The 25,960-nt window shown below is 67.9% G+C and carries 22 protein-coding genes; 6 read left to right on the forward strand and 16 right to left on the reverse strand.

What is annotated here, in order from left to right:
- Nucleotides 1-232 precede the first annotated feature (232 nt).
- Nucleotides 233-1,318, reverse strand: coding sequence for a tartrate dehydrogenase (locus KF871_RS08315; RefSeq protein WP_291140560.1), 1,086 nt, complete (start codon nucleotides 1,316-1,318; stop codon nucleotides 233-235).
- A 95-nt stretch (nucleotides 1,319-1,413) separates the two neighbouring features.
- Between KF871_RS08315 and KF871_RS08320 the strand changes: the two genes are divergently transcribed.
- Nucleotides 1,414-2,391 (forward strand): LysR family transcriptional regulator, encoded by a 978-nt coding sequence (locus tag KF871_RS08320; protein ID WP_291140725.1) that lies wholly within the window; start codon nucleotides 1,414-1,416, stop codon nucleotides 2,389-2,391.
- On the opposite strand, the gene KF871_RS08325 is transcribed toward KF871_RS08320, so the two are convergent.
- From KF871_RS08325 to uvrC, 3 genes are all read right to left on the reverse strand, one after another.
- Nucleotides 2,348-3,208 carry a DMT family transporter gene (locus KF871_RS08325; RefSeq protein ID WP_291140729.1) on the reverse strand — a complete coding sequence of 287 codons (861 nt, stop codon included), beginning with the start codon at nucleotides 3,206-3,208 and terminating at the stop codon, nucleotides 2,348-2,350. The genes KF871_RS08320 and KF871_RS08325 overlap by 44 nt on opposite strands.
- Before the next feature lie 69 nt (nucleotides 3,209-3,277).
- Entirely contained in the window at nucleotides 3,278-3,847 is a 570-nt protein-coding gene (pgsA, locus tag KF871_RS08330; protein WP_291140562.1) for a CDP-diacylglycerol--glycerol-3-phosphate 3-phosphatidyltransferase, read from the reverse strand.
- 85 nt (nucleotides 3,848-3,932) lie between these two features.
- Nucleotides 3,933-6,026: an excinuclease ABC subunit UvrC gene (uvrC, locus tag KF871_RS08335; RefSeq protein WP_291140732.1), complete on the reverse strand. Its 2,094-nt coding sequence runs from the start codon at nucleotides 6,024-6,026 to the stop codon at nucleotides 3,933-3,935.
- A gap of 55 nt (nucleotides 6,027-6,081) precedes the next feature.
- Here uvrC and earP point away from each other — a divergent pair, with 55 nt between their 5' ends.
- The 4 genes from earP (at nucleotide 6,082) to KF871_RS08355 (ending at nucleotide 9,692) form a co-directional block, all read left to right on the forward strand.
- Entirely contained in the window at nucleotides 6,082-7,116 is a 1,035-nt protein-coding gene (gene earP, locus KF871_RS08340; RefSeq protein WP_291140565.1) for an elongation factor P maturation arginine rhamnosyltransferase EarP, read from the forward strand.
- Between the two features lie 95 nt (nucleotides 7,117-7,211).
- Nucleotides 7,212-7,766, forward strand: coding sequence for an elongation factor P (efp, locus tag KF871_RS08345; protein WP_291140568.1), 555 nt, complete (start codon nucleotides 7,212-7,214; stop codon nucleotides 7,764-7,766).
- Between the two features lie 148 nt (nucleotides 7,767-7,914).
- Nucleotides 7,915-8,793: an AEC family transporter gene (locus KF871_RS08350; RefSeq protein ID WP_291140571.1), complete on the forward strand. Its 879-nt coding sequence runs from the start codon at nucleotides 7,915-7,917 to the stop codon at nucleotides 8,791-8,793.
- Between the two features lie 26 nt (nucleotides 8,794-8,819).
- The gene (locus tag KF871_RS08355) at nucleotides 8,820-9,692 is read left to right on the forward strand and encodes a TIGR00730 family Rossman fold protein (protein WP_291140574.1); all 873 of its coding nucleotides are present in this window, start codon (nucleotides 8,820-8,822) and stop codon (nucleotides 9,690-9,692) included.
- A gap of 45 nt (nucleotides 9,693-9,737) precedes the next feature.
- Here the strand turns inward: KF871_RS08355 and KF871_RS08360 are convergent, their stop codons facing one another.
- The 3 genes from KF871_RS08360 to KF871_RS08370 are packed head-to-tail and all read right to left on the reverse strand — an operon-like array spanning nucleotide 9,738 to nucleotide 15,507.
- Nucleotides 9,738-11,120, reverse strand: coding sequence for an efflux transporter outer membrane subunit (locus tag KF871_RS08360; protein ID WP_291140577.1), 1,383 nt, complete (start codon nucleotides 11,118-11,120; stop codon nucleotides 9,738-9,740).
- A complete protein-coding gene (locus KF871_RS08365; protein WP_291140580.1) occupies nucleotides 11,110-14,268 on the reverse strand; it encodes an efflux RND transporter permease subunit in 3,159 nt (1,052 codons plus the stop codon). The genes KF871_RS08360 and KF871_RS08365 overlap by 11 nt, the downstream gene beginning before the upstream one ends.
- A 42-nt stretch (nucleotides 14,269-14,310) precedes the next feature.
- A complete protein-coding gene (locus KF871_RS08370) occupies nucleotides 14,311-15,507 on the reverse strand; it encodes an efflux RND transporter periplasmic adaptor subunit (RefSeq protein WP_291140583.1) in 1,197 nt (398 codons plus the stop codon).
- 110 nt (nucleotides 15,508-15,617) lie between these two features.
- Between KF871_RS08370 and KF871_RS08375 the strand changes: the two genes are divergently transcribed.
- Nucleotides 15,618-16,319 carry a TetR family transcriptional regulator gene (locus KF871_RS08375; RefSeq protein WP_291140584.1) on the forward strand — a complete coding sequence of 234 codons (702 nt, stop codon included), beginning with the start codon at nucleotides 15,618-15,620 and terminating at the stop codon, nucleotides 16,317-16,319.
- Here the strand turns inward: KF871_RS08375 and KF871_RS08380 are convergent.
- The 9 genes from KF871_RS08380 to KF871_RS08420 form a co-directional block, all read right to left on the reverse strand.
- Nucleotides 16,234-16,575, reverse strand: coding sequence for a Na+/H+ antiporter subunit G (locus KF871_RS08380; RefSeq protein ID WP_291140586.1), 342 nt, complete (start codon nucleotides 16,573-16,575; stop codon nucleotides 16,234-16,236). The genes KF871_RS08375 and KF871_RS08380 overlap by 86 nt on opposite strands.
- Nucleotides 16,576-16,588: 13 nt before the next feature.
- Nucleotides 16,589-16,864 (reverse strand): K+/H+ antiporter subunit F, encoded by a 276-nt coding sequence (locus KF871_RS08385; protein WP_291140589.1) that lies wholly within the window; start codon nucleotides 16,862-16,864, stop codon nucleotides 16,589-16,591.
- Nucleotides 16,861-17,397, reverse strand: a complete 537-nt coding sequence (locus KF871_RS08390; protein WP_291140592.1) for a Na+/H+ antiporter subunit E — start codon at nucleotides 17,395-17,397, stop codon at nucleotides 16,861-16,863. Before KF871_RS08390 ends, KF871_RS08385 begins: the two co-directional genes overlap by 4 nt.
- Nucleotides 17,394-19,037: a monovalent cation/H+ antiporter subunit D gene (locus tag KF871_RS08395; RefSeq protein ID WP_291140594.1), complete on the reverse strand. Its 1,644-nt coding sequence runs from the start codon at nucleotides 19,035-19,037 to the stop codon at nucleotides 17,394-17,396. Before KF871_RS08395 ends, KF871_RS08390 begins: the two co-directional genes overlap by 4 nt.
- Nucleotides 19,034-19,372 (reverse strand): Na+/H+ antiporter subunit C, encoded by a 339-nt coding sequence (locus tag KF871_RS08400; protein WP_367172040.1) that lies wholly within the window; start codon nucleotides 19,370-19,372, stop codon nucleotides 19,034-19,036. Before KF871_RS08400 ends, KF871_RS08395 begins: the two co-directional genes overlap by 4 nt.
- Entirely contained in the window at nucleotides 19,369-22,194 is a 2,826-nt protein-coding gene (locus KF871_RS08405; RefSeq protein ID WP_291140597.1) for a monovalent cation/H+ antiporter subunit A, read from the reverse strand. Before KF871_RS08405 ends, KF871_RS08400 begins: the two co-directional genes overlap by 4 nt.
- A gap of 78 nt (nucleotides 22,195-22,272) precedes the next feature.
- Nucleotides 22,273-23,472 carry an MFS transporter gene (locus tag KF871_RS08410; RefSeq protein ID WP_291140738.1) on the reverse strand — a complete coding sequence of 400 codons (1,200 nt, stop codon included), beginning with the start codon at nucleotides 23,470-23,472 and terminating at the stop codon, nucleotides 22,273-22,275.
- Between the two features lie 8 nt (nucleotides 23,473-23,480).
- Nucleotides 23,481-24,938 (reverse strand): DNA recombination protein RmuC, encoded by a 1,458-nt coding sequence (gene rmuC, locus KF871_RS08415; protein ID WP_291140740.1) that lies wholly within the window; start codon nucleotides 24,936-24,938, stop codon nucleotides 23,481-23,483.
- Nucleotides 24,938-25,933, reverse strand: a complete 996-nt coding sequence (locus KF871_RS08420) for a D-glycerate dehydrogenase (RefSeq protein WP_291140599.1) — start codon at nucleotides 25,931-25,933, stop codon at nucleotides 24,938-24,940. The genes rmuC and KF871_RS08420 overlap by 1 nt, the downstream gene beginning before the upstream one ends.
- Nucleotides 25,934-25,960: the final 27 nt, after the last annotated feature.

The following is a 25,960-nucleotide window of genomic DNA, read 5'->3' on the forward strand; positions in this document are numbered from 1 at the left end:
GTGGCGGGCTGCTGGCAACGTGCGCTGCGTGGCAAAGCCGGTACGCCCGGGGGGGCGCAAGCCGCAACCATGAAGACTGGGGCACGCGCCGCGAACGATTAGACCCACGTGCCGCAAAGCGTGTCAACAAAGCGACCGGCTCTGAGGTGCGTGGGCCACACGAGCGGCGATTCTAGTCGCACAGACGCGCAGCCCAGCAGGGCTGCGGCCTACGGACTTTCCATGAAAGTCGTCAAATGAGCGACGCAATGGCGCGACCCAGGTCGCTGGTGCCGGCGCTACCCCCCAGATCGGGCGTGCGCGGTGCACCACTCTTGGGCTCCAGCGCCGCCTCAATCGCGCGCATCACCGCGTCGTGTGCCTCGCGATGCCCCAGAAAGTCCAGCATCAGCGCCCCGCACCAGATCTGGCCGATCGGGTTGGCGATGCCCTTGCCGGCGATGTCCGGCGCGGAGCCGTGCACCGGCTCGAACAGCGACGGATGGGTGCGGTCCGGGTTGAGGTTCGCACTCGGCGCAATGCCGATGGTGCCGGTGCACGCCGGGCCGAGGTCGGAGAGGATGTCACCGAAAAGGTTGCTGCCCACCACCACGTCGAAGAAGTCGGGACGCTGGACAAAGTGCGCCGTGAGGATGTCGATGTGGAACTTGTCGACCGTTACATCGGGATACCCTTTCGCCATCTCGGCCACGCGCTCGTCCCAGTAAGGCATGGTGATGGCGATGCCGTTGCTCTTGGTCGCACTGGTCAGGTGCTTCTTCGGGCGCGAACGCGCCAGCTCAAATGCGTGGCGCAGCACACGGTCGACTCCGTGGCGCGACATGACGGTCTCCTGGATGACGACCTCGCGCGGCGTGCCGGCGTACATGCGGCCACCCACACTGCTGTATTCGCCCTCGGTGTTCTCACGCACGATAACCATGTCGATCTCGCCGGGCGCGCGCGGGCTGCCGTCGCGTCGCACCACCGGTGCGGTCACACCGGGCATGAGCCGCGCCGGGCGCAGGTTGATGTACTGGTCGAACTCGCGCCGGAACATCAGCAGCGAACCCCATAACGACACGTGATCGGGCACCTTGTCGGGCCAGCCCACCGCACCGAAATAGATCGCGTCGTGTCCGCCGATCTGGTCCTTCCAGTCGTCGGGCAGCATCTTGCCGTGGCGTTCGTAGTAGTCGCAGCTGCTGAAGTCGAAGTGGTCGAACTTCAGATCAATGCCGAAGCGCGTGGCCACGGCTTCGAGCGCGCGCAGGCCTTCGGGCATGACTTCGGTGCCGATGCCGTCGCCGGCGATGACCGCGATGCGGTGCTTGCTCATGGGGTCTCCTCACATTGGGGCAACAGGAACGGGCACGACTGTAGCGGTTTCATTCGCAATAATGCGTGCATTCATTCTTGAGCCAAACGCAACAAATGGACCGCGCCGATCTTCAGATGGTGCTCACCGTCTCCCAACAAGGCAGCCTCGCCATGGCGGCACAGACACTGGGCCTGACGCCATCGGCCATCACTCGCCGCCTGGCCACGCTCGAAGCGTCGCTGGGAGTGCGGCTGTTTCAGCGCACCACGCGCAAGGTCACGCCCACGGCCGAAGGCGAATCGCTGGCGCTCCGCGCCGCCGAGCTGTTGCGCGGCTTTGAAGCCCTTGAAGACGAACTGCGTGAGCGACAGGCCGAACCGGCAGGTCCGATCCGCCTGGCCGCCACCTTCGGCTTCGGTCGGCGCTGGTTGGGGCCTGCACTGGCCCGCTTTCAGCAACGACACCCGGCGGTGTCCATCGACCTGCAGCTCACCGAGCGTCTGCCCGATCTGTCGGCCGAAGGCTTCGACGGCGCGGTGTGGTTGTGGCAAGCACCCGACCAGCGCGCCGGCGAATGGGTGTCGCGGCGCCTCGCGCCCAACCGCAGAGTGTTGGTTGCAGCACCCAGCTACCTGGCGGTGCACGCCGTGCCGCAAACGCCCGACGACCTGGCCATGCACCACTGCCTGGTGGTTCGCGAGCACACCGACGCAGGACAGCACCGGCAGGACCATTGGGCCCTGCAGCGCGATGGCGATCCCGGGCGACGCCGGGTTGCCGTCGCCGGGCCGCTGTCGAGCAATTCGGGTGAACTGGTGCGCGATTGGTGCCTGGCGGGTCAGGGCATCATGCTGCGCAGCCTGTGGGACATCGCACCGCAGTTGGCCAGCGGTGAGCTGGTGCGCGTGCTGCCCGCCTGGAGCCACCGCGACGCCGACATCCACTGGCTGGCGCCGTGGCGAGCACAGTCGCCCAAGCGCATTCGCCTGCTGGTGGCGGCGTTGGCCGCGGAATTCGAGGGCGAGCCCTGGCGGCCCGCTGCGCCAACTAGCGCGGGGCGCGCACGACCAGGCTCACGCCAAAAGCGGTGACCGCAATACCGGCCACGGTCAGCGGCGTGATGGGCTCGCGAAACAGCAGCCAGGCCAGCACCGCCGTGCAAGGCGGCACCAAGTACATCAGGCTGGCCACCGACGCGGCGGCACCACGCTGGATCAACAGGTACAGCAACGAACTGCCGCCCAGCGTGAGACCCAGCACCGACCAGGCCATGGCGCCCACGAACGAGCCGGTGAAGTCCATGGCTTCGTGCTCGAGCAGCGCCAGCGGCAAGGTGACCGCGAATGCCGCAATGAGCTGCACCGTGTTGGCGGTGCGCACGTCGCAGGCCTGCACGAAACGCTTCTGGTACAGCGTGCCTGCGGTGATGGCAAACAGCGCGAACACCGCATAGCTCAGGTTCTCGGCGTTGGCGTGGTCGCCCGGCGAGCCTTCAACCAGCTTGCGCCACACCACCAGCACCAGGCCCGCAAAGCCCAGCAACAGGCCAAGCCATTGCCGCTTGGAGACGTGTTGCTGTGCACCACCCATCACCGTGAGCCAGATCGCGGTCAGCACTGGCTGCAGCCCGACGATCAACGCCGACAGGCCCGAGCCCATGCCCGCCTTGACGGCCGCCCAGACCCCACCCAGGTAGCCCGCATGCATGAGCACACCGACGACCGACAGGTGCCACCATTGCCGCCGATTGGCGGGCCACTTCACCCCTGCGATCAGGATCCAGGGCAAAAAGCACAGGATGGACAGCGCATAACGCGTTGCCAGAAACGACAACGGCGGTGAATGCGGCATGCCAAAGCGGGCCACGATGAAGCCCGTGCTCCAGATCAGCACGAACACCCAGGGCATGGCGCGCAGCCACGCGTTGTCATTGGCAGAAGCGGTCACGTCAGAAGCGATGGAAGTGCGTGCGCCGCTTCAGCGGGCGCGGGCGCGGATTTCGGGCAGGGCCTTGCGCAGGTAGTACACCATCGACCACACGGTCAGGATGGCCGAGGCCCACAACAACCATTCGCCCCACAGGTTTGTGTCAATCACACCGAACAAACGCCCGTCGTAGAGCAGGAACGGGATCGCCACCATCTGCACCGAGGTCTTGACCTTGCCGATCATGTGCACCGCCACGCTCTTGGTGGCGCCGATGATGGCCATCCATTCACGCAGCGACGAAATCGCGATCTCGCGACCGATGATGATCAGCGCCGCAAACACGTCGGCGCGGTCCATGTGCACCAGCACCAGCAAACTCGCGCAAACGAGAAACTTGTCGGCCACCGGGTCCAGAAAGGCACCGAAGGCCGAGGTCTGGTTGAGCTTGCGCGCCAGGTAGCCGTCGGCCCAGTCGGTGAGGGCGAAGACGATGAACATCGCCGTCGCCACCAGGTTCTGCTCTGCCGTGGTGAGCGCTTCCAGGTAGAACACCCCCACGATGAGCGGAATGGCCACGATGCGGGCCCAGGTCAGCAGGGTCGGGAGGTTGAAGAACATGGGGGCGGATTATGGGGGGTGACCCTGACACGGGTAACACAAGCCTGCGAGGCCGAGGCTCCGGTCGCGCTGTACCACCGATGGCTCAACGCAATCCGCGATAGATCGTCTCAGCGAGCTCCAGCGAGATGCCATCCACCGTCGCCAGGTCTTCCACGCTCGCGGCCGCCACGCCGCGCACGCCACCAAAGCGTTGCAGCAGGCGCGCCCGCTTCTTTGGGCCAACGCCGGGAATGTCTTCGAGCTGGCTGCCACCGGTGCGCACCTTGGCGCGCTGGGCGCGCATGCCGGTGATGGCGAAGCGGTGGGCTTCGTCGCGGATCTGGGCAACCAGCATGAGGGCCGCGGAGTCGTGGCCGAGGTAGACCTTGCTGCGGCCATCGGCAAACACGAGCTCTTCCAGGCCCACTTTGCGGCCCTCGCCTTTTTCCACACCGACGATGCTGCTCAGGTCAAGCCCGAGCTGCTGGAAGACTTCGCGCGCCACGCCGACCTGGCCCTTGCCGCCATCGATGAGCACGATGTCGGGCATGCGGGGGCCGGTGGCGGGCATGTCCTTCTCCGGGGTCGCGGGCGCTGCGTCAACGCCTCCATCAGCGTCAGCGTCAGCGACGGTCCCGGGTTCGGCCGCAGGCACATCTATTGTCGGTGCCGCCACAGCCACCTCGGCTTCACCGGCCTCCACCTTGAGCGCTTCGGCTATGCGCCCGTAGCGGCGCGTAAGCACCTGACGCATGGCCGCGTAGTCGTCGCCGGGTGTGATGCCGTCGATCTTGTAGCGGCGGTACTGGCTGTTCTGGAGCTTGTGGTCTTCGAACACCACGCAGGAGGCCTGCGTCGATTCACCCGCGGTGTGTGAGATATCGAAGCACTCGATGCGCAGCGCCGCCAGATCGTCGTCGGGCAGTTGCAGCGCCTCGGCCAGCGCGCGGGTGCGGGCCTGCTGGCTGCCCTCTTCGGCCAGCAGGCGCGCCAGCGCGATACCGGCGTTCTTCTGCGCCATCTCCAGCCACAGGCGTCGGTGCTCGCGCGGGTTGTGCACGGCGTGCACCTTCTGGCCGGTCTGCTCGGTCAAGGCCTCGAGCAACGGCCGGCCCACGGCGTGGCTGGTGATCAGCACCGAAGGCAGGGGCGCGCCCAGGTAGTGCTGCGCGATGAAGGCCTCCAGCACGCGCAGGGCGGTGCGTTCGCCGGGGTCGCCCTTCTCGGCGACTTCGCCATCGGCACCCTCGGACAGCAGTTCCTCAATGGCGCTGGCGTCGTCCACGTGCGTGGGGAAGTACGGCCGGTCGCCCAGGTGGCGTCCGCCGCGCACCATGGCAAGGTTCACGCAGGCGCGCCCGCCCTGCACCTTGACGGCCAGGATGTCTGCGTCCTGGTCGTTGCCCATTTCCATGGTCTGCTGGTGCAGCACGCGCGAGAGCGCGCTCATCTGGTTGCGGATCTCGGCGGCCTGCTCGAACTCCAGCTTCTCGGCGTGCGCCAGCATGCGCTGCTCCAGCGTGTGAAGCACCGACTGCGTCTCGCCGCGCAGAAAGCGCTCGGCGGTGGCCACGTCCTGCAGGTAGTCGCCCTGGTGGATCTGGTCCACGCAGGGACCGCTGCAGCGCTTGATCTGGTACAGAAGGCACGGCCGCGTGCGGTTGGCGAATACGGTGTCTTCGCAGGTGCGCAGCCTGAACACCTTCTGCATCAGTTGGATGGTCTCCTTGACCGCCCAGGCACTGGGATAAGGGCCGTAGTAGCTGTGGCGCTTGTCCACCGCGCCGCGGTAGTACGCCATGCGCGGAAACAGCGTGGACGCACTGGTGCTGCGGCCGGCCGACCTGGCGGCGTCGCGGGTGCCGGTGATCTTGAGGTAGGGGTAGCTCTTGTCGTCGCGGAACAGGATGTTGAACCGCGGGTTGAGCGTCTTGATGAGGTTGTTCTCGAGCAGCAGGGCCTCGGCCTCGCTGCGCACCACCGTGGTCTCCATGCGCACGATGCGGCTGACCATATGGCCAATGCGTGTGCCGTCGTGGTTCTTCTGGAAGTAACTCGACACGCGCTTCTTGAGGTTGCGCGCCTTGCCCACGTACAGCAGCTGGCCCTGGGCGTCGAAATATCGGTACACGCCGGGCAGCGCAGGCAGCGCCGCCACTTCGCTGAGCAGTTGTTCGGAATGCACGTCGTCGGCCATGGGCGCGTATTGTGGCCTTGGCAAGGCGCCGATGGCCTCGGGCATCATCGCGGCCATGGCGAAGCCTTCGCACCCGGTGTGGGATCTGTTCTGCCGCGTCATCGACAACTTCGGCGACGTGGGTGTGTGCTGGCGGCTGGCGGCCCAGCTGGGTGCGCGCGGCCACAGCGTGCGCTTGTGGATCGACGATCCCACCGCGCTGGCCTGGATGGCACCGCAAGGTGCGCCCGGCGTGCAGGTGCTGCGCTGGAGCGAGCCCTTCGACCCGCATGGGCTGACCCCGGGCGATGTCTGGATCGAGGGCTTTGGCTGCGAGCTGCCCGAGCCCTTCGTGGCCGCGCGCACCCGGGACCCGGTCTGGCTCAACCTCGAATACCTGAGCGCCGAGGCCTTCGTACGGCGTCAGCACGGCCTGCCCTCACCGGTGATGCACGGGCCCGGGCGCGGCCTGACCAAGTGGTTCTTCCACCCGGGCTTCACCGACGGCACCGGTGGCCTGCTGCGCGAGGACGACCTCGCCGCGCGACAGGCCGCGTTCGAGCGCGACCGCTGGCGCGCCGGTCATGGTCTCAAGCCCGACGAACGCCTGAGCGTGCTGTTCTGCTACGAGCCCGCTGCGCTGCCCGCGGTGATGGCCGAGGCGCCCACCCACTGGCTGGTGACGCCCGGCCGGGCGGCAGCAGCGAGTCATCACCTGCCCCTGGCGACCGGCGCCAGCCGCCAGACCCTGCCCTACCTCGATCAGCCCGGCTTCGACGAGCTGCTGTGGGCCGCCGACCTGAACTTCGTGCGCGGCGAGGATTCGCTGGTGCGCGCGCTGTGGGCGGGACAGCCCTTCATCTGGCACATCTACCCCCAGCACGATGACGCGCACCACGCCAAACTCGACGCGTTTCTGGACTGGCTGGACGCGCCGGTCAGCCTGCGGACCCTGCACCGGCAGTGGAACGGCATCGAGCCCGGCGCCGCCTGGCCCGGCTGGACGACGGTGGACAGCTGGCGCCCCGTGGTGCAGGCGGCCCGGGCCCGACTGCTGGCTCAGGCCGACCTGGCCACCCAGTTGGCGGGATTCGTCGCCACAAAGGGCTAAAATCGCGGGCTTTGCGACCACCGGCCGGGCGCCAGACCCAGGCCCCTACCCCGCGCATCGGTGCCCAGCGCCCGAGCGCCTCACCGGAACCCCCTATGAAAATCGCCCAAGAAATCCGCGCCGGCAACGTGATCATGCACGGCAAGGACCCGATGATCGTCCTGCGCACCGAGTACGCCCGTGGTGGCCGTGGCGCCGCCACCGTCCGCATGAAGCTCAAGGGCCTGCTGGGCAACATCGGCACCGAAGTCGTGTTCAAGGCCGACGACAAGATGGACCAGATCATCCTGGACCACAAGGAGTGCACCTACTCCTACTTCGCCGACCCCATGTACGTGTTCATGGACACCGACTACAACCAGTACGAAGTCGAAGCCGAGAACATGGGCGATGCGCTCAACTACCTTGAGGACGGCATGGCCGTCGAAGTGGTGTTCTACGAAGGCAAGGCCATCTCGGTTGAACTGCCCACCAGCGTCGAGCGCGAAATCACCTGGACCGAACCCGCCGTCAAGGGCGACACCTCGGGCAAGGTGCTCAAGCCGGCCAAGATCGCTACCGGTTTCGAAGTCCCCGTGCCGCTGTTCGTGAGCCAGGGTGATCGCATCGAGATCGACACCCGCACCGGCGAATACCGCAAACGCGTCTGATGAGCCCCCACGCTCCGCCGCTGCGCGGGTCGCTGCCCCCCGAGGGGGCGCGTTTCGGCCTGGGGCGGCCCGGCGCCGAAACAGGATTCTTCCTCTGACGTATTCGTACGCAAGGGCTCCACACGGAGCCCTTCTGCATTGAGCCCCCATGGACCTGCTCAGCCGCATTGCCGACGTCATCATCCCGGTGTTCCTGATCGTGGCCATCGGCTACGGTTACGCGCGCCGCAAGGCGCCCGACCTCACCAGCTTCAACCGCATTGCGCTCGATGTACTGGCGCCGCTGCTGGTGTATTCGGCCCTGGCCTCGCGCAGCTTCGTCATCGGCGACCACGTGCCGCTGCTGATCGGCGCCACTGTGCTCATACTCGGCAGCGGCTTAATGGCCTGGCCGCTGGCCCGGGCCTTTGGCGCGCAGCCGCGCACGCTGGTGCCGGTGGTCATGTTCAACAACTGCGGCAACATGGGTCTGCCGCTGGCGCTGCTGGCCTTCGGGCAGGAGAACTTCGGCGCGGCGGTGGCCTTGTTCTCGGTCAGCAACCTGCTGCATTTCTCGCTCGGGGCGCGCATCACCAGCAACGCGGCGCGCACGCGCGACCTGCTCACCAGCCCGCTGATGATCGGCACACTGCTCGGCTTTGCCAGCGCCTTCACCGAGGTGCGCCCGCCCGAGGTGGTGCTCTCGGGCCTGAAGCTGCTGGGCGATGCGCTGCTGCCCATGATGCTGTTCGCGCTCGGCGCGCGCCTGACCGCCCTCACCCGTGAGGGCATGGTGCTGGGCCTGCTGGGCGCGCTGGCGCGGCCCTTGATCGGCCTGGCCATCGGCATTCCGCTGGCCTGGGCGTTGGGCGTCGAGGGCGCAGCGCGCGCGCAGCTGCTGCTGTTTGCCGCCTTGCCCCCGGCCGTCATTCAGTACATGCTGGCCGATCGCTACCATCAGGAGCCCGAAAAGGTGGCCGCTTCCATCATGGTGGGCAATGCGCTGGCGGTGGTCTTTGTGCCACTGGCGCTGGCCATCGGGCTCTGAACACGAACAGAACGGGGGACATCTCCATGCAAGCCAACCAAGACATCACCGAACGCCGCCTGGCCGACGCCTGGGCCGAGCTGCAGGCCCATTCCGACAGCGGTCAGGCGCTGCACGCCGACGCCTACCGACTGGCCTTCGCCGACCCCGAATTCCTGCTGCGGCGCGAGACGCGCGGCATCCGCTTCCAGCTGGAAATGCTCAAGCCCGATCTGGCGCAGCAGCAGCTCGGCATCGAAAACACCATCGTCGTGTTCGGCAGCGCGCGCTTTCGCGAGCAGGGCGAGGCCGAAGCCATGCTGGCCGCCGCCGAGGAAGAAGGCGACGCGCGTGCCCTGCACAAGGCCCGCGCCATGGTGCGCAACGCGCACTACTACGACCGGGCCCGCGAGTTCGCACGCATCGTGGCGCGCTACAGCGCGCGCTGCGCCAAGCACGAACAGCTGTTCATCTGCACCGGCGGCGGGCCGGGCGTGATGGAAGCCGCCAACCGCGGCGCGCACGACGAAGGCGCACCCAATGTGGGGCTCAACATCGCGCTGCCGCACGAGCAGTCGGCCAATCCCTACATCTCGCCCGAGCTGAGCTTCAAGTTCCACTACTTCGCGCTGCGCAAGATGCACTTCATGATGCGCGCGAAAGCTTTGCTCGCCTTCCCGGGTGGCTTCGGCACGCTCGACGAGCTGTTTGAGGTGATCACCCTGGTGCAGTGCAAGAAGGCCAAGCCGGTGCCGATCCTGCTGTATGGCAGCGACTACTGGAAGCGCCTGATCAACTTCGACCTGCTGGTCGAAGAAGGCACCATCTCACCCGAGGATCTGCAGTTGCTGCGCTACGTGGACGACCCGCAGACCGCCTGGGACGCCATCGCGGCGTTCTACGACCTGCCCAAGGTCTGAGCTTGAATGCGGGCCCAGGCGCCACCGCGCCAGGGCCCGACCCCATCACTGCGTCCAACCGCCGCCGAGTGCGGCGTACAGCGCCACGCGGTTCTGCTGCAGGGCCAGTCGGATCTGCGCCTGCGATTGCTGCGCCGTGAACAGCGAGCGCTGCGCATCGAGCACATCCAGGAAGCTCGCCACGCCATTGCGGTAGCGCAGCTCGGCCAGGCGCAGGCGGTCACTCTCGGCCGTCACCTGATCGTCCAGTGCCTTGAGCTGCTCGCCCAGGGTGGCGCGACCGGCCAGCGCATCGGCCACCTCGCGGAACGCGGTCTGGATGGCCTTTTCGTACTGCGCCACCGCAATGTCGCGCGACACCTTGGCCGACTCGAGCCCGGCGCGGTTGCGCCCGGCATCGAAGATGGGCAACAAGGCCTGCGGGTTCAGCGTGAAGCCCCAGGAGCCGTCCTTGAACAGACCCGAGAGCTCGGTGCTGGCCGTGCCCACGCTCGCGGTGAGCGAGATGCGCGGGAAGAAGGCCGCACGCGCCGCGCCGATGTTGGCGTTGGCCGCGATCAAGGCCTGTTCGGCCTGGCGTATGTCGGCGCGCCGGGTAAGCAGGTCCGATGGCAGGCCGGCCGGCACGTCGGCCAGGACCGCGGCGTCGCCATCGGCCACCTGCACCAGACTGGCTGGCACGCTGTCGCCCACCAGCAGCGTGAGCGCGTTCGCATCGAGCGCACGCGCGCGCTGCTGTTGCGCCAGCGAGGCCCGCGCGGTGGCCGCGAGCGATTCGGCCTGGCGCAGGTCGAGGGCGGAGGCCGCACCGTTGTCGAACCTCAGCCTGGTCAGTCGCAGCGAATCGTCGCGCGAGCGCTGGGTCTCGCGTGTGATGGCCAGCAAAGCCTCGTTGGTCTGCAAACTCAACCAGCTGCTGGCCACGGCCGAGATCAGGCTGGTCTGCGCCGCGTGGCGGGCCTGCTCGCTGGCGAGGTAGTCGGCCAACGCGGCTTCCTTGAGCGCGGCAAGACGGCCGAAGAAATCGATCTCCCAGGCGCTCACGGCCAGCCCCACGCTGTAGGTGCTGGTGATGCTGCCGCCGTTGGTGCCCTGCCGGTTGCCGATGGCGGCGGCGTTGACCGTGGGGTACTGGTTGGCGCGCGCGATCTGGTACTGCGCACGCACCCGTTCGATGTTGAGCGTGGCCACGCGCAGGTCGCGGTTGTTGGCCAGCGCGCGTTCGATCAGCTCGCGCAATTGCGGGTTGCGCACGAAGTCCTGCCAGGCGGTGTCGGCCGCGCTGCGCTGGTTGGGCGTGTCGGCCGCCAGCGGGAAGGTCTGCGGCACCGGCGCCGCCGGCCGCTCGTAGGTGGGAATCATCGAGCAGCCGGCCAGCACCAGGGCAGCGGCCAGCGTGCTCAGACGCAAACGGACATCACGACTCATCGCTGTAGGCTCCATGCGCACGCGCGCTTTCGAGGTCGCGCTGGTGCTGGCGCTCGCTGCCCTTGAACAGGCGCCGCACCACCGCGAAGAACAAGGGCACGAAGATCACCGCCAGCATGGTGCCGGTGATCATGCCGCCAATCACGCCGGTGCCGATGGCCCGCTGGCTGGCCGAGCCGGCGCCAGAGGCAATGAACAGCGGCACCACGCCCAGGGTGAAGGCCATCGAGGTCATGATGATCGGACGGAAGCGCAGACGTGCGGCCGCCAGTGCGGACTCGAACACGCTCTTGCCCTGTGCCTGTACATCCTTGGCGAACTCGATGATCAGGATGGCGTTCTTGGCCGACAGGCCGATGATGGTGATCAGGCCGACCTGGAAGTACACGTCGTTCTGGTAGTTGCGCAGCCAGGTGGCCAGCAGCACGCCGAGCACACCCAGCGGCACCACCAGGATCACCGACAGCGGAATGGTCCAGCTTTCGTACAGGGCTGCCAGGCAGAGGAACACCGCCAGGATGGCAAAGCCATACAGCACCAGCGCCTGCGAACCCGCGAGTTTTTCCTCGCGCGAGGTGCCCGTCCACTCGTAGCCAAAGCCTTGCGGCAGCTGCGCTGCGAGGCGTTCCATCTCGACCAGCGCGTCACCCGTGCTGTAGCCCGGCGCGGCGCTGCCGCTGATGCGCATGGCGGGGTAGCCGTTGTAGCGCACCGCCTGCATCGGCCCCTTGACCCACTGGGTGGAGGCGAAGGCCGACAGCGGCACCGCCTTGCCCTGCGTGTTGACAACGTTCAGGCGCAGCAGGTCGTCGGGTTGCATGCGCGCGGGTGCATCGGCCTGCACGATCACGCGCTGCAGACGCCCGCTGCTGGGGAAGTCGTTCACATAGCTCGAACCCAGCGCCGTGCCGATGGCGGCGCTGATGGCGTCGAAGGGCACGCCCAGGGCCTGGGCTTTGTCGCGATCGATGGACAGCTGCACCTGTGGCGCATCTTCCAGGCCGTCGGGCCGAACCTGCGTCAGCACCGGGCTTTGCGACGCCAGTTGCAGCAACTGCCCACGTGCGGCCAGCAAGGCGTCGCGGCCCAGACCGGCACGGTCCTGCAAACGGAAGCTGAAACCCGACGAGGTGCCGAGCTCCGGAATCGGTGGCGGACTCAGCGGAAAGATGAACGCGTCGCGAATGCCCGAGAGCGCACCGAACGCGCGGCCGGCCAGGGCCTGCGCCGAGTTGCCGGGCGCGCTGCGTTCGTCCCAGTCCTTGAGCGTGACGAAGGCAATGCCGGCGTTCTGGCCCTGACCCGAGAAGCTGAAACCCATCACCGCCACCATGCTCTGCACTTCAGGTTGCTTGAGCATGAAGGCTTCGACCTGTTCCATCACCGCGCGGGTGCGCTCCTGCGTGGCACCCGGGGGCAACTGCACGTTGACCAGCAGGTTGCCCTGGTCTTCCTGCGGCAGGAACGAAGTTGGCAGACTGCGGTACACCCAGGCTGCGGCCGCGCCGATGGCCAGGTAGACGATGAGCATGCGCCCGGCGCGCGGCAGCAAGGCACCCACGACGCCGGTATAGCCGTTCGTGAGACGCCCGAAGCCGCGGTTGAACCAGCCGAAGAAGCCTTTCTTCTCGACGTGATGCCCCTTCTGGACGGGCTTGAGCAGGGTCGCGCACAGTGCCGGCGTGAGCGACAGGGCCATGAAGGCGGAGAACGCGATCGACACACCCATCACGGCGGCGAACTGGCGGTAGATGTTGCCAATGGAGCCGGCGAAGAAGGCCAGCGGCACGAACACCGCGATCAACACCACCGTCACGCCGATGATGGCGCCCGAGATCTGGCCCATGGCCTTGCGCGTGGCCTGCAAGGGCGGCAGGCCTTCCTCGCTCATGATGCGCTCGACGTTCTCGACCACCACGATGGCGTCGTCCACCACGATGCCGATCACCAGCACCATGCCGAACATGGTGAGCACGTTGATCGAGAAACCCATGGCCAGAAGCGTGGCGAAGGTGCCCAGCAGCGCCACCGGCACCACGATGGTGGGAATCACGGTGTAGCGGAAGTTCTGCAGGAACAGGAACATCACCAGGAACACCAGCGCCACCGCCTCGACCAGCGTCTCGGCCACTTGCGAGATCGAGATCCGCACAAAACGCGAGCTGTCGTAGGGGATCACCCACTTCATGCCCTGCGGGAAGAAGCGCTCCAGCTCGGTGAGCTTGGCGCGCACCGCGTCGGCCGTGGCCAGGGCATTGCCACTGGGCGAGAGCTGCACGCCAATGCCGGTCGAGGGCTTGCCGTTCAGACGGGCCGACGTCGCGTAGGCCTGCGCGCCGAGCTCGATGCGCGCCACGTCCTTGAGGCGCACGGTGGCGCCACTGGCCTCGGCCCGCAGCACGATGTTGCCGAAGGCCTCCACCGAGCTGAGCTGGCCCTGCACCACCACCGTGGCCGAGATGCCCTGCCCGGCCACGTTGGGCAGCGCGCCGATTTCGCCGGCCGAGACCTGTGCGTTCTGCGCGCGGATGGCCGCCGTCACGTCGGCCGCGCTCAGGTTCAGCCCCAGCAGCTTGGCCGGGTCGATCCAGATGCGCATGGCGCGCTCGGTGCCGAACAGCTGCGCCTGCCCCACGCCGGGCACGCGCTGGATCTCGGGCAGCACGCTGCGGGTGGCGTAGTCGCCCAGGGCCACCGGGTCCCACTTGGGGTCGTCGCTGGTGAGGATGGTGAACAGCAGGAAGTTGCTGCGCGACTTGTCCACGCGCACACCCTGCTGCGTCACCGCCGAGGGCAGGCGCGGAGATGCGCGCGAGAGGCGGTTCTGCACGTCGACCTGTGCCAGGTCGGGGTTGGTGCCGGGCTGAAAGCTCAGCGTGATCGATCCGGTGCCGTTGGCCTGCGCCGTCGACTCCATGTAGATGAGGCCGGGCGAGCCGTTCATCTCCTGCTCGATGATGGACAGCACCGATTCTTCGAGCGTCTTGGCCGAAGCGCCGGGGTACGTGGCGCTGACCACGATCGACGGCGGCGCCACCGGCGGGTACTGCGAGATCGGCAACTGGGTGATCGACACCGCGCCGAGCACCATGATGAAGAGTGCGATCACCCACGCAAAGATGGGGCGATCAATGAAGAACTTGGCCATGCGTCGGCGTTCCTAGATTCGGCGGATGGGAATGAACGGGCCTCAGCTCGACGTGCTGGGCGCAGCGGCCTCGCCCGGCTTCTTCCAGGGCACAGGCTTGACCGTGGCCCCGGGGCGCAGCTTCTGGAAGCCATCAACCATGACCTGCTCGCCCGGCTTGAGGCCATCGACCACCACCCACTGGCCGTCCTGCTCGCCACCCAGCGTGACGTTGCGCGACGCCACCTTGCCTTCGCCGTCCACCACCATCACGGTGTCGGCCTGGGCCGATCGCGTGACCGCCTGCTGCGGCAGCAACACCGCGTTGCTGGCCGTGGCCTGCTCCAGACGCACGCGCACATACAGCCCGGGCAGCAGCACGCCGTCGGGGTTGGGCACTTCGGCGCGCAGCGTGACCTGGCCGGTGGTGCTGTCCACCGTCAGGTCGGAGAACAGCAAGCGGCCTTCACGCTTGTAGACGGAGCCGTCCTCCATCACCACGCGCACCTTGGCAACCTCGCTGCCCGCGCCCTTGAGGCTGCCGGCCTCGAAGGCACGACGCAGGCGGTAGACCTCGCTGGCCGACTGCGTGAAGTTCACGTACATGGGGTTGATCTGCTGAATGACCGCCAGCTGTGTGGCCTCGCCCTGACCCACCAGCGCGCCCTCGGTGACCAGCGAACGGCCAATGCGACCGTCGATGGGTGCCGTGACGTTGGCGTAACCCAGGTTGATGTCGGCGGTGCGCACGGCGGCACGCCCGGCCGCCACATCGGCTTCGGCCTGTTTCTGTGCCGCCACCGCGTTGGCGTACTCCTGGGCGCTGATGGCGTTCTCCTTCACCAGCGGCGCATAGCGCTCGGCCAGTGCGGTGGCCTGCGTCAGGTTCGCCTCGGCGCGGGCCAGCGTGGCGCGCGCGCTCTGCAAGGCGGCCGCGTAGGGAGCCGAATCGATCTGGAACAGGCGCTGCCCCGCCTTCACCTCGCTGCCTTCGCGGAACAGGCGGCGCTGCAGGATGCCCGCAGCCCGGGCACGCACCTCGGCCACGCGCGAGGCTTCGAGTCGACCCGGCAGTTCGTTGACCAGACCGACGTCGCCCGGGTGAATGGTGACCACCCCCACCTCGGCCGGCGGCGGTGCGCCGCCACCGGCCTGGGCCGGCGCCTCGGTCTTGCCGCAAGCGGTCAATACGGCGGCCAGGGTCAGGGCCGCAACGGAAATGACCGCGCCACGCCGCGGCAGATCGGACGAAAGATGCATGGGGAAAGGCCTCGGGAGAGAAGAGGAATTCGGAAAGCGAGCGAGTATACATACGCGTATGTATGTATAGTCCGCAGCCGGAAATAGCCCGCCCTGTTGAAAGCCCATTCATGGTCCGCCGCACGAAAACCGAAGCTCTGGAGACAAGAAACCGCCTGCTCGACGCTGCCGAGCGGCTGTTTCAGGCCAAGGGTGTCTCCAGCACCACGCTGGCCGACATCGCCACGGCGGCCGGCGCCACACGCGGCGCGGTGTACCACCACTTTCACGACAAGGCCGATCTGTTCAACGCCATGATGGAGCGCGTGACCATGCCGCTGGAGGCCTCCCTGGCCGATGTGGGCTGCGGCGCGCCAGACACCGAGGACCCACTGCAGGCCATCCGCGATGCCATGTTGCATGCGCTGCGCCAGACCGCCAACGACGAACGCACCCGCCGCGTGTTCGAGGTGGCCACGCACAAGGTGGAGTACGTGGACGAGATGCAGGCCGTGCGCGATCGCCACCTGCGGGTGCGCAACGAATGCATGGCCATGACGCGCGTCGCCCTGCAGGAAGCCGTGCGACGACAGGGCGTGACGCTGCCGGTGCCGCTGGCCACCGCGGCACTGGGTCTGCACGTGATGGTCGACGGCTTGATCCAGAACTGGCTGCTGGACCCGCAGGCATTCGATCTGGTGCGCCACGGCCGCCAGACCATGGACACCTACCTCAGCGGGCTGGGGCTCAGTCTGTCGCCCGCTCGGGCACGACGTCCTTCGGCAGCGGTGCGCGCGAAACCAGCCGCAGGTGCAGCGCGGCCTGCGCCATGAGGTTGGCCGACACCGGCGCCGTGACGAAGACGAACAACGTGATCAGCAACTCGGGCACGCCCCAGCGCCCCTGAGCCGTGGCCACCAGCATCGACGCCAGCAGCACGCCGCCCACCCCCAGCGTGGACGCCTTGGTGGGCGCATGCAGGCGCATGTAGAAGTCGGGCAGGCGCCACAGGCCGATGGCGCCCACCAGGATGAAGAAAGCGGCCACCACGATCAGGGCGGCGGCCAGCCATTCGATGACGGGATGCATCAGGCGTTCTCCTTCACTCGACGACGTCGCCACGCGTGACGTAGCGCGCCAGCGCCACGGTGGACGCAAAACCCAGCATGGCCACGATGAGCGCGGCCTCGAACAGCAGCGGCGTGGACCAGCGCATGCCCAGCATGACCACCAGCGCCACCGCGTTGAGGTACAGGGTGTCGATGGCCAGAATGCGGTCGGTCAGTTCGGGCCCGCGCAGCAGGCGCCAGCCGCACAGCACCATGGCCAGCGCCACGGCACCGGCGCCGATGTTCAGTGCGATGTCGAGCACGCTCATGCCTGGCCCTCCTCGCCCACGCGGAAGATGGTCAGCAGCGGCGCTTCATAGCGCGCCTTCATGTCGTCGATGGTGGCCTGGTGGTCGCTGCAGTCGAGCGCGTGCACCCAGATCACGCCGCGCGCTTCGTCAATGGTGGCCGACACCGTGCCCGGCGTGGTCGTGATGATGCTGGCGAAGATGGCGTTGACCCGTTCGTGCGAACTGGCCAGGGGCACCGGCAGCCAGGCCGGTTGCGGCTTGTCCATCGAACCCAGCACGATGCGCGCGACGATGAGGTTGGACTTGACGATGTCGTAGATCACCACGATCAGCAGGCGACCCACGGTGGGCCAGTGCAGGCCGCGGCTGGCCGGCGCCAGAAAGCGGTGCAGCAGGCGCGGCACGATGAGCGCCAGCAGGGCGGCCGACAGCAGATGCACCGGCTCGACGCTGCGCGACAGCGCCAGCCAGCTGCCGGCCAGCAAGGCCGACAGCACGGGGTGATCGAACCAGCCGGGGCGGCGGGGGGCGGTGTCGGTGGACATCGTCATGGCTGCTCCTTGGTGGGGGTCTGGGGCCTGGGTCGGCGACCGTCGTAGGGACGCGTTGTGGGCTGGCCCTCGGCGTCGGGGCCGAGCACGGCGCGGGCATAGGCCCCCGGATCGCCCAGTTGCGCGGCGGCAGCGTCGGTGTAGCGCTTGATCGGCGAAGCAAAGACCGCCATGGCCACGCCCAGCGCCAGAAAAATCCAGGCCGAGGCCACCATGCGCCAGCTCGAGCCCGAAGCACCGGGCTGGTCGGCCTCGGGCGCGATGTGCCAGAACACCACCACGCCGGCGCGCGCCAGACCCAGGATCGTGAAGAAGCCCACGGTGAGCACGATGGTCCAGACCCAGGCCTGCGCCGCCATGCCCGAGGCGCTGTCCAGAATCATCAGCTTGCCGAGGAAGCCCGGCATGGGTGGGAGGCCAGCGGCCGATGCAGCGCCGAACAGCATCATCACGCCCAGCAGCACCGGCTCGCGCAGCGCCGCGGCCGGTTGCAGCCGGTCGCAGGCTTCGCCACGTTGCGCGGCCATGAGCTCGACCAGCAGGAACAAACCCGCCATCACGATGGTGCTGTGCAGCGTGTAATACAGCGCCGCCGACAAGGTGTCGGGGCTGAACAGCCCCACGCCGGCGAGGATGGTCCCCACCGACGACACGGTGAGGTAGGCCACCATGCGACCCATGGTGTGCGCGGCCAGGGCCCCCATCACGCCCAGCACACTGGTGGTCAGTGCCGCGGGCAACAACCAGGGCTGAGCCACCAGCGCGGCCTCACCGGCCTCGACGCCGAAGATGCCCCAGTGCACGCGGATGATGCTGTAGGCGCCGACCTTGGTCATGATGGCGAACAGCGCCGCCACCGGCGCGCTGGCCGCCGCGTAGGTGCCAGGCAGCCAGAAGTACAGCGGCACCAGCGCGGCCTTGAGGCCGAACACCACCAGCAACAGCAAAGCCGCTGCGCGAGCGATCGGCACCGCGTCGGCATGGAGGTGCGTCAGCCTCAGGGCCACGTCGGCCATGTTGAGCGTGCCGGTGGCCGAGTACAGCATGGCCAGGCCAATGAGAAACAGCCCCGACGCCGTCAGGTTGAGCACCACGTAGTGCACGCCCATGCGGAAGCGCTCGCGGCCCTGGCCATGCACCAGCAGCACATACGAGGCGATCAGCAGCACCTCGAAGAACACGAACAGGTTGAACAGGTCGCCAGTGAGGAAGGCGCCGCACAGGCCCATGAGCTGGAACTGGAAGATGGCATGGAAGTGTCGGCCGCGGCTGTCCCAGCCGCAGCTGGCGTACCAGATCACCGGCAGCGCCACCAGTTGCGTCAGCAGCACCATCAGCGCAGACAGCTGATCGACCACCAGAGCAATGCCATAGGGTGCGGGCCATTCGCCCAGGCGATAGACCAGGATCTCGCCACCCGCGGCCTGGCGTACCAGGCCGATCGCCATCACCAGGCCCAGCGCCACCGAGCCCAGCGACAGCCGACGCCGCCAGCGCAATCGGGCATCGTCGTGCGCACCACCCAGGCCCGCCATGCCACCGCGGTCGCCAATCAGCAGCAAGGCCACCGCGGTGAAGATCGGCAGCAGCACCGACAGCACCGGCGCGTGCTGATGCCAGAAGTCCAACAGGGCCGTCATGCGCGGGGCTCCTCACCGTCGATGTGATCGGTGCCGGACTCGTGCCGGCTGCGCAGCGCCAGCTCGATGATGAAGCCGGTGGTGGCAAAGCCGATCACGATGGCCGTCAGCACCAGGGCCTGCGGCAGCGGGTCGGCAATGGCGCCCTCGCCCACCAGCACCGGGTTGGCGTTGGTCCACAGGCGACCCATGACGAAGATGAACACGTTGACGGCATAGCCGAACAGCGACAGGCCCAGCACCACCGGGAAGGTGCGGCCCCGAAGCATCAGGTACACGCCGGTGGCGGTGACGATGCCGATGCCGCTGGCCAACAGGAATTCCATGCTGATCATGCGTTGCTCCGGGACGCGGCGGCCGGGGCCTCGCGCGAGACGGTGCCCAGCACCGAGATGGTCAACAGCGTTGCCCCCACCACCGTGAGGTAGACGCCCAGGTCGAACGCCGCGGCCGAAGCGAAGGGCAGGTCACCCAATACCGGCACATGCGGATGGCCGTGCGCACTGGTGAGGAAGGGGCGCCCCATCACGAAGGCGCCCACGCCGGTGAGCCCGGCGATGCCCAGCCCGGTGCCGATCCAGCGCACGAAGCGGCGGCCACCGTCGGCGCGCAACAGCAGCTCGGCGCGCGACTGGCCCATGGCCATGTACTGCAACACCAGTGCCACCGCGGTGATCAGCCCGGCAATGAAGCCACCACCCGGCAGGTTGTGACCGCGCATGAAGATGTAGACGGTAAACACCAGTGCCACCGGCAGCACGACGGACGCGGCCACGCGCAGCAGCAGCGGCTGGCGCGCAAAGGTCCAGTCGCGACCCTCGGTGTCGGCCGTGCCGCGCCGCGTGCGCATGCCGTCCATGAGGGCCAGCACACCCAGCGCCGCAATGCCCAGCACCGTAATCTCGCCAAAGGTGTCGTAGCCGCGGAAGTCCACCAGGATCACGTTGACGACGTTGCTGCCTCCGCCCTTGGGCAGGGACTGCTCCAGGAAGTACCAGGCGATGGAGTCGTGGCCGCGCGTGAGCAGCCACCACGCCACCACCGCAATGCCGGCACCGGCGCCCAGCGCAATCAGCGCGTGCAGACCGCGGCGCAGCGCCGGCGATTCGCGCGGCGAGCGCTGCGGCAGCAAGGCCAGGCCCATGAGCAGCAACACCGTCGACACCACCTCGACCGACAACTGCGTGAGCGCGAGGTCGGGCGCCGACAGGCCGACGAAGGTGAGCGACACGATGAGGCCAACCACACCCACCAGCACCACGGTGCGGAACCGGTCGTGGTGGCCCAGCACGATGGCCACGCACGTGGCCACCAGCAGCGCCCACACCACCATGGCCAGCGGCGTGGCGGCCAGCGGTGCCCGCTCGCCCGCGCCCAGGCCGCTGCCCACCAGTGGCGCGGCACCCAGCACCAGCGCCGCCACCACGAAGCTGGCCACATAGCGCTGCAGCGAGCCGTTCTCCAGCCGCTGGGTGAGTCGACCGGCGAGGCCGAACAGGCCGTTGACCAGCGCCTCGAAAAACTGGCGGCCATTGGCCGCGCCGAACCAGCGCTCGCTCTCGATGCCGTGCAGGCGACGCCGCCCCATCAAGGCGCGGTACAACAGGCCACCCACCACCAGCGCCACCACACTCATCAGCAGCGGCAGGTTGAAGCCATGCCACAGCGCCAGGTGGTAGTCGGGCAAGGCCTTGCCAGTCAGCGCCGTGGCGGCCACATGCACCAGCGGGCCGAAGGTCAGCGCCGGCAGCAAGCCGACGACCAGGCACACGATCACCAACAGGATCGATGGCGCCTTCATGCCCAGCGGGGGCTCGTGCGGGTGCGGGTTGGGCACGTCGCCGATGGGCCCATTGAAGAAGGTGTCGTGCACATAGCGCAACGAATACGCCACGCTGAAGATGCCGCCCAGCGTGACCAGCACCGGCACCACCAGGTGCCACACGCCCGCCGTGGCGTTGACCGCCTCGGTGAAGAACATCTCTTTGGACAGGAAGCCGTTGGTGAGCGGCACGCCCGCCATGGATGCCGCCGCCACCATGGCCAGCGTGGCCGTCCAGGGCATGAGCGAGAACAGGCCACCGAGCTGACGCATGTCGCGCGAATGGGTCTCGTGGTCGACGATCCCTGCGATCATGAACAGCGAGGCCTTGAAGCTGGCGTGGTTGAGCACGTGGAACACCGCCGCCACCGCAGCCAGGGGCGAGCCCAGGCCGATCAGGCAGGTGATGAGGCCGAGGTGACTCACCGTCGAATACGCCAGCAGGCCCTTGAGGTCGTGCTTGAAGAGCGCGATGAAGGCCGCGAACACCATGGTGACCAGGCCGGCCGTGGTGACGATGGTCTCGAACAGGCCGGTGCCGGCCAGCACCGGGTACAGGCGCATCAGCAGGAACACGCCCGCCTTGACCATGGTGGCCGAGTGCAGGTAGGCCGACACCGGCGTGGGCGCGGCCATGGCGTCGGGCAACCAGAAGTGGAACGGGAACTGCGCGCTCTTGGTGAAGCAGCCCAGCAGGATCAGCAGCAGCGCCGGCACGAAGCGCGCATCGGCCTGAATGGTGGGCACCATGGCCAGCATGGCGCTGATGTCGTAGCTGCCAGCGATCTGGCCCAGCAACACCACGCCACCGAGCATGGCCAGGCCGCCGCCACCGGTGACCGCCAGCGCCTGCCGTGCACCGGCGCGCGCGTCGGGCCGGTGGCTCCAGAAGCCCACCAACAGAAACGACGACAGGCTGGTGAGCTCCCAGAACACCACCAGCAGCAGCAGGTTGTCCGACAGCACCACACCGAGCATGGCGGCCATGAACAGCATCATCTCGCTGTAGAACTTGGCCACCGAATCCTTGGCGCTGAGGTACCAGTGCGCGTAGGTGACGATGAGCAGGCCGATCACCAGGATCAGGCCCGCGAACATCAGCGACAGGCCGTCGAGCCGGAAGGTGAGGTTCAGCCCGAGTTCGGGCACCCAGTCCCAGCGGTTGAACACGGTTTCGCCGCGCATCACGGCGGGCGCGTTCACCAGCAGCGAGGCCAGACTGGCCAGCGTCACGCCGAACGCGACCAGCGCGGTGAGTGGGCGGGACAAGCGCCCCAACCAGGCGGTGGTCAGGGTCCCCAGCAGCAGAGGCAGTAGAACGGTGATCAGCAGCACGGTGTCTCTCTCAGGTCAACCCGCGATGCTAAACGGTCACGTAAGCGTCACCGACAAAGCCCCTCAATTCGGCCCCTGTCACTCCTGTCGCGTGTCGATGCGGCTGTCCAGCTGGCTGTCAAGGCGCTCCGGCGGCGGTGGCTCGGGGCGCAGCCGCCAGGCCAGCGGCGAGGCCGAGCCCACCGCCGCGCCGACCACCCAGAACACCACGCCCGGTCCCACCAGCGCGCCGGCCGATCCGAACAACAAGGGCATCACCACACTGGAGCCATTGATCGCCATGGAGCGCAGGCCCAACGCCTCGCCGTGGCGGTGCGGCGGTGTCATCTGGTGCAGGGTACTCATGATCATAGGCTGCACCGAGCCCAGCGCCAGGCCCAGCAGCACCGACAGCACGGCCATGGTGGCCGCCGTGTGCGCGAACGGATAGGCACCGAAGAGCACGGTGGTGATGAGCATGGCGCTGGCCACCACCTGCGATTCGCGCAGGCGTGCCGCCACCCAGGGCATCAGCACACGGATGGTCGTGGCCGCCAGCGCGAAGCCACCCAGGATGGCGCCGATGGCGGTGGCCGACAGACCGCGCTCATGGCCCAGCACGGGCACGAGAAAGGTGTGCACATCCCAGCACGATGACAGCAACCAGTTGATCACCATCAGTCGGCGAAAAGCCGGGTGGCGCAACAGGTCCCAGGACGAACGTTGCCGACGGCGTGCGGACGGCACCACAGGCTCGTGCTCGCGCACGCCGCGCACCCACAGGTGCGCCAGCCAGGGCAACAGCCCCAGCATCAGGAAGGCCCAGCGAAAGCCCGCGAAGTCGATCACCAGCCCGGCCAGCAAAGGCCCGAGAAAGTTGGAGATCGACGGGCCGATGGCCATCCAGCTGAACACCTGCTTGAGCGTGGTGGCGTCGTGCGCGAGCCGGCCCACGTGGCGTTGCACCGTGATCTGCGCGAGGTTGCTGGCCGCACCGCAGGCCACGGCCGACAGGCACAGCACCGCGAAATGCGGCCACGCGGCCGAGGCCAGCGCGCCCACACTGGCCACCACCACCGCCAGTTGAATGGGTTGGCGCAGGCCACGGCGATCGGCCAGGCGACCCGCGGGCAAGGCCAGAAAGATGGCCGCCAGCGCGAACAGCGCGAGCAGGATGCCCACGGTGCCGGCGCTGTGGCCGGCACGCAGCGCCATCAGCGGTGCGGCCATGCGCAGGCCCGTCATGCAGGCATGAACGCTGATCTGGGAGGCAATCAGCCGCGCCAGATCAGAACGTATGGCGGGGTTCACGGGGCCTCGCGTTCGGGCGGATCGTTGTCGAGCGGCAGCAGGCTGGCTGCTCGGTCCTGTGGCAAAGCCTCGACGGTCTTGAGCGCGCGGCCCATGGCGCGGCTGCGCACCTCGGCGGCCTCCAGCGTGTTGAGCACGGTCTGGGTCTGACCCTTGACCTTGGCCAGCACGTCGCCGAACTTGGCGAACTCGGTCTTGACCGCCCCCAGCACCTGCCAGACCTCGCTGCTGCGCTTCTCCAGCGCCAACGTGCGAAAGCCCATCTGCAGCGAATTGAGCATGGCCATCAGCGTGGTCGGCCCGGCCAGCGTGACGCGGTGCTCGCGCTGCAGCAGCTCCATGAGGCCCGGGCGGCGCAGCACCTCGGCGTACAGGCCTTCGGTGGGCAGGAACAGGATGGCGAAGTCGGTGGTGTGCGGCGGCTCGAGGTACTTCTCGGCCATGGACTTCGCCTCCAGGCGGATGCGTTGCTCCAGCGCCTTGCCCGCGGCCTCGGCACCGTCAACGTCGGCGCGTTGCTGAGCGTCGAGCAGGCGTTCGTAGTCTTCGTTCGGGAACTTGGCGTCGATCGGCAGCCAGCAAGGCGCGCCGTCGTCGCCACGGCCCGGCAGCTTGATGGCGAAGTCGACCACGTTGCGGCTGCCCGGGCGCGTGGCCACCTGGGTGGCGTACTGGTCGGGCGCGAACACCTGCTCCAGCAAGGCCGCGAGTTGCGCCTCGCCGAACATGCCGCGCGTCTTGACGTTGGTGAGCAGGTGCTTGAGGTCACCCACACCCTGCGCCAGGGTCTGCATCTCGCCCAGGCCCTTGTGCACCTGCTCCAGCCGGTCGGCCACCTGCTTGAAGCTCTCGCCCAGTCGCGCCTGCAACGTGCTCTGCAGTTTCTCGTCGACCACGGCGCGCATCTCGTCGAGCTTGGCGGCGTTGCCCTGTTGCAGCTGGGTGAGCTGCGCGTCCAGCGTGGTGCGGATCTCGGCCAGCCGGCGCGCGTTGGCCTCGCTCATGTCCTGCAACTGGCGCGTGAGGGCGTCGCCCAGCGCACCGCGCAGTTGCACCAACTGCTGCGCAAACCCGTCGAGCTGCGCGTTCTGGGTGCGCGTGGTCTCGGCCGATTGCGCGGTGATCGACTCCTGAAAGCGGCTCAGGCTTTGTTGTTGCTCCACGCGCGCGGCACGCGCGGCCTCCGCGGCCTGGTGGGCGGACGCCTCGCGAAAGCTGGTGATGGACTGCAGCAGCTCCTGGCGGGTGGCGCGCGCGGCGTCGCCCATTTCGCGGCGCAGTTCGGCCTCCACATGTTCAACGCGCTGCGCGGTCTGTTGCAACTGATTGAGCACCGCCTGCCGGTGGGCGAGTTCGTCCGCGTCGGGCCCGGGGCGGCGGCGCAGCAGCAACAGCTGCAGCAGCACGCCGATGCCCACCAGCACCAGCAGCAGGACGATCACCCACGAAGCCATCATGCGCGCGCGCCCTTGCCAAGGATGTCGGCGTTGATCGGCGTGCGCGGCTGGCCCGTGGTGAGGTAGGCGATCACGTTGTCGGCGGCCAGCATGGCCATGGCCCGGCGCGTGCCGATGGTGGCGCTGGCGATGTGCGGCGTGAGCACGACGTTGGGCACGGTGAGCAGATCGGGATGCACCTTGGGCTCGCCTTCGAACACATCCAGACCCGCGGCCGCGATGCGGCCCTGCTTGAGTGCCTGTGCCAGCGCCGCGTCATCGACGATGCCACCGCGAGCGATGTTGACCAGCGTGGCGGTGGGCTTCATCTGCGCAATCTCGGCGGCGCCGATGGCGTGGTGGCTCTCGGCGCTGTAGGGCAGCACCAGGATCAGGTGGTCCGCCTCGCGCAGCAGGGTCGCCTTGTCCACGTAGCTGGCCTTGCATTCGGACTCGGTGGCGGCGTCCAGGCGCGAGCGGTTGTGATAGATCACCTTCATGCCGAAGCCGTGCGCGCCGCGGCGCGCAATGGCCTGACCGATACGGCCCATGCCCAGAATGCCCAGCGTGCTGCCGTGCACCTCGGCGCCGGCAAACATGTCGAGCGCCCAGCGGTTCCAGCGGCCTTCGCGCAGAAAGATCTCGCTCTCGGTCATGCGGCGCGCGGTCGCCATCACCAGCGCAAAGCCGAAGTCGGCCGTGGTTTCGGTGAGCACATCGGGGGTGTTGGTGGCCAGCACACCGGCCGAGCTCAGCGCCGGCACGTCGAAGTTGTTGTAGCCCACCGCGATGTTGGCCACGATGCGCAGGCCCGGGCATGCCGCTGCCACGGCGCCGTCGATGCGGTCGCTGCCGGTGGTGAGCGCCCCCACCTTGCCCTGCAGGCGCTCGACCAGCTGCGCCGGCGACAACACTTCGTCGGCATCGTTGTGGTCGACCTCGAAGTGCTGACGCAGGTGCTCGACCACGTCGGGGAACACCTTGCGCGTGATCAGGATGGCGGGCTTGCCCATGGAATGTCTCCTTGTTGTGTGGGTGTG

Origin of the sequence: Hydrogenophaga sp. (assembly GCF_019635465.1) — a bacterium.
Taxonomy (GTDB): domain Bacteria; phylum Pseudomonadota; class Gammaproteobacteria; order Burkholderiales; family Burkholderiaceae_C; genus Hydrogenophaga.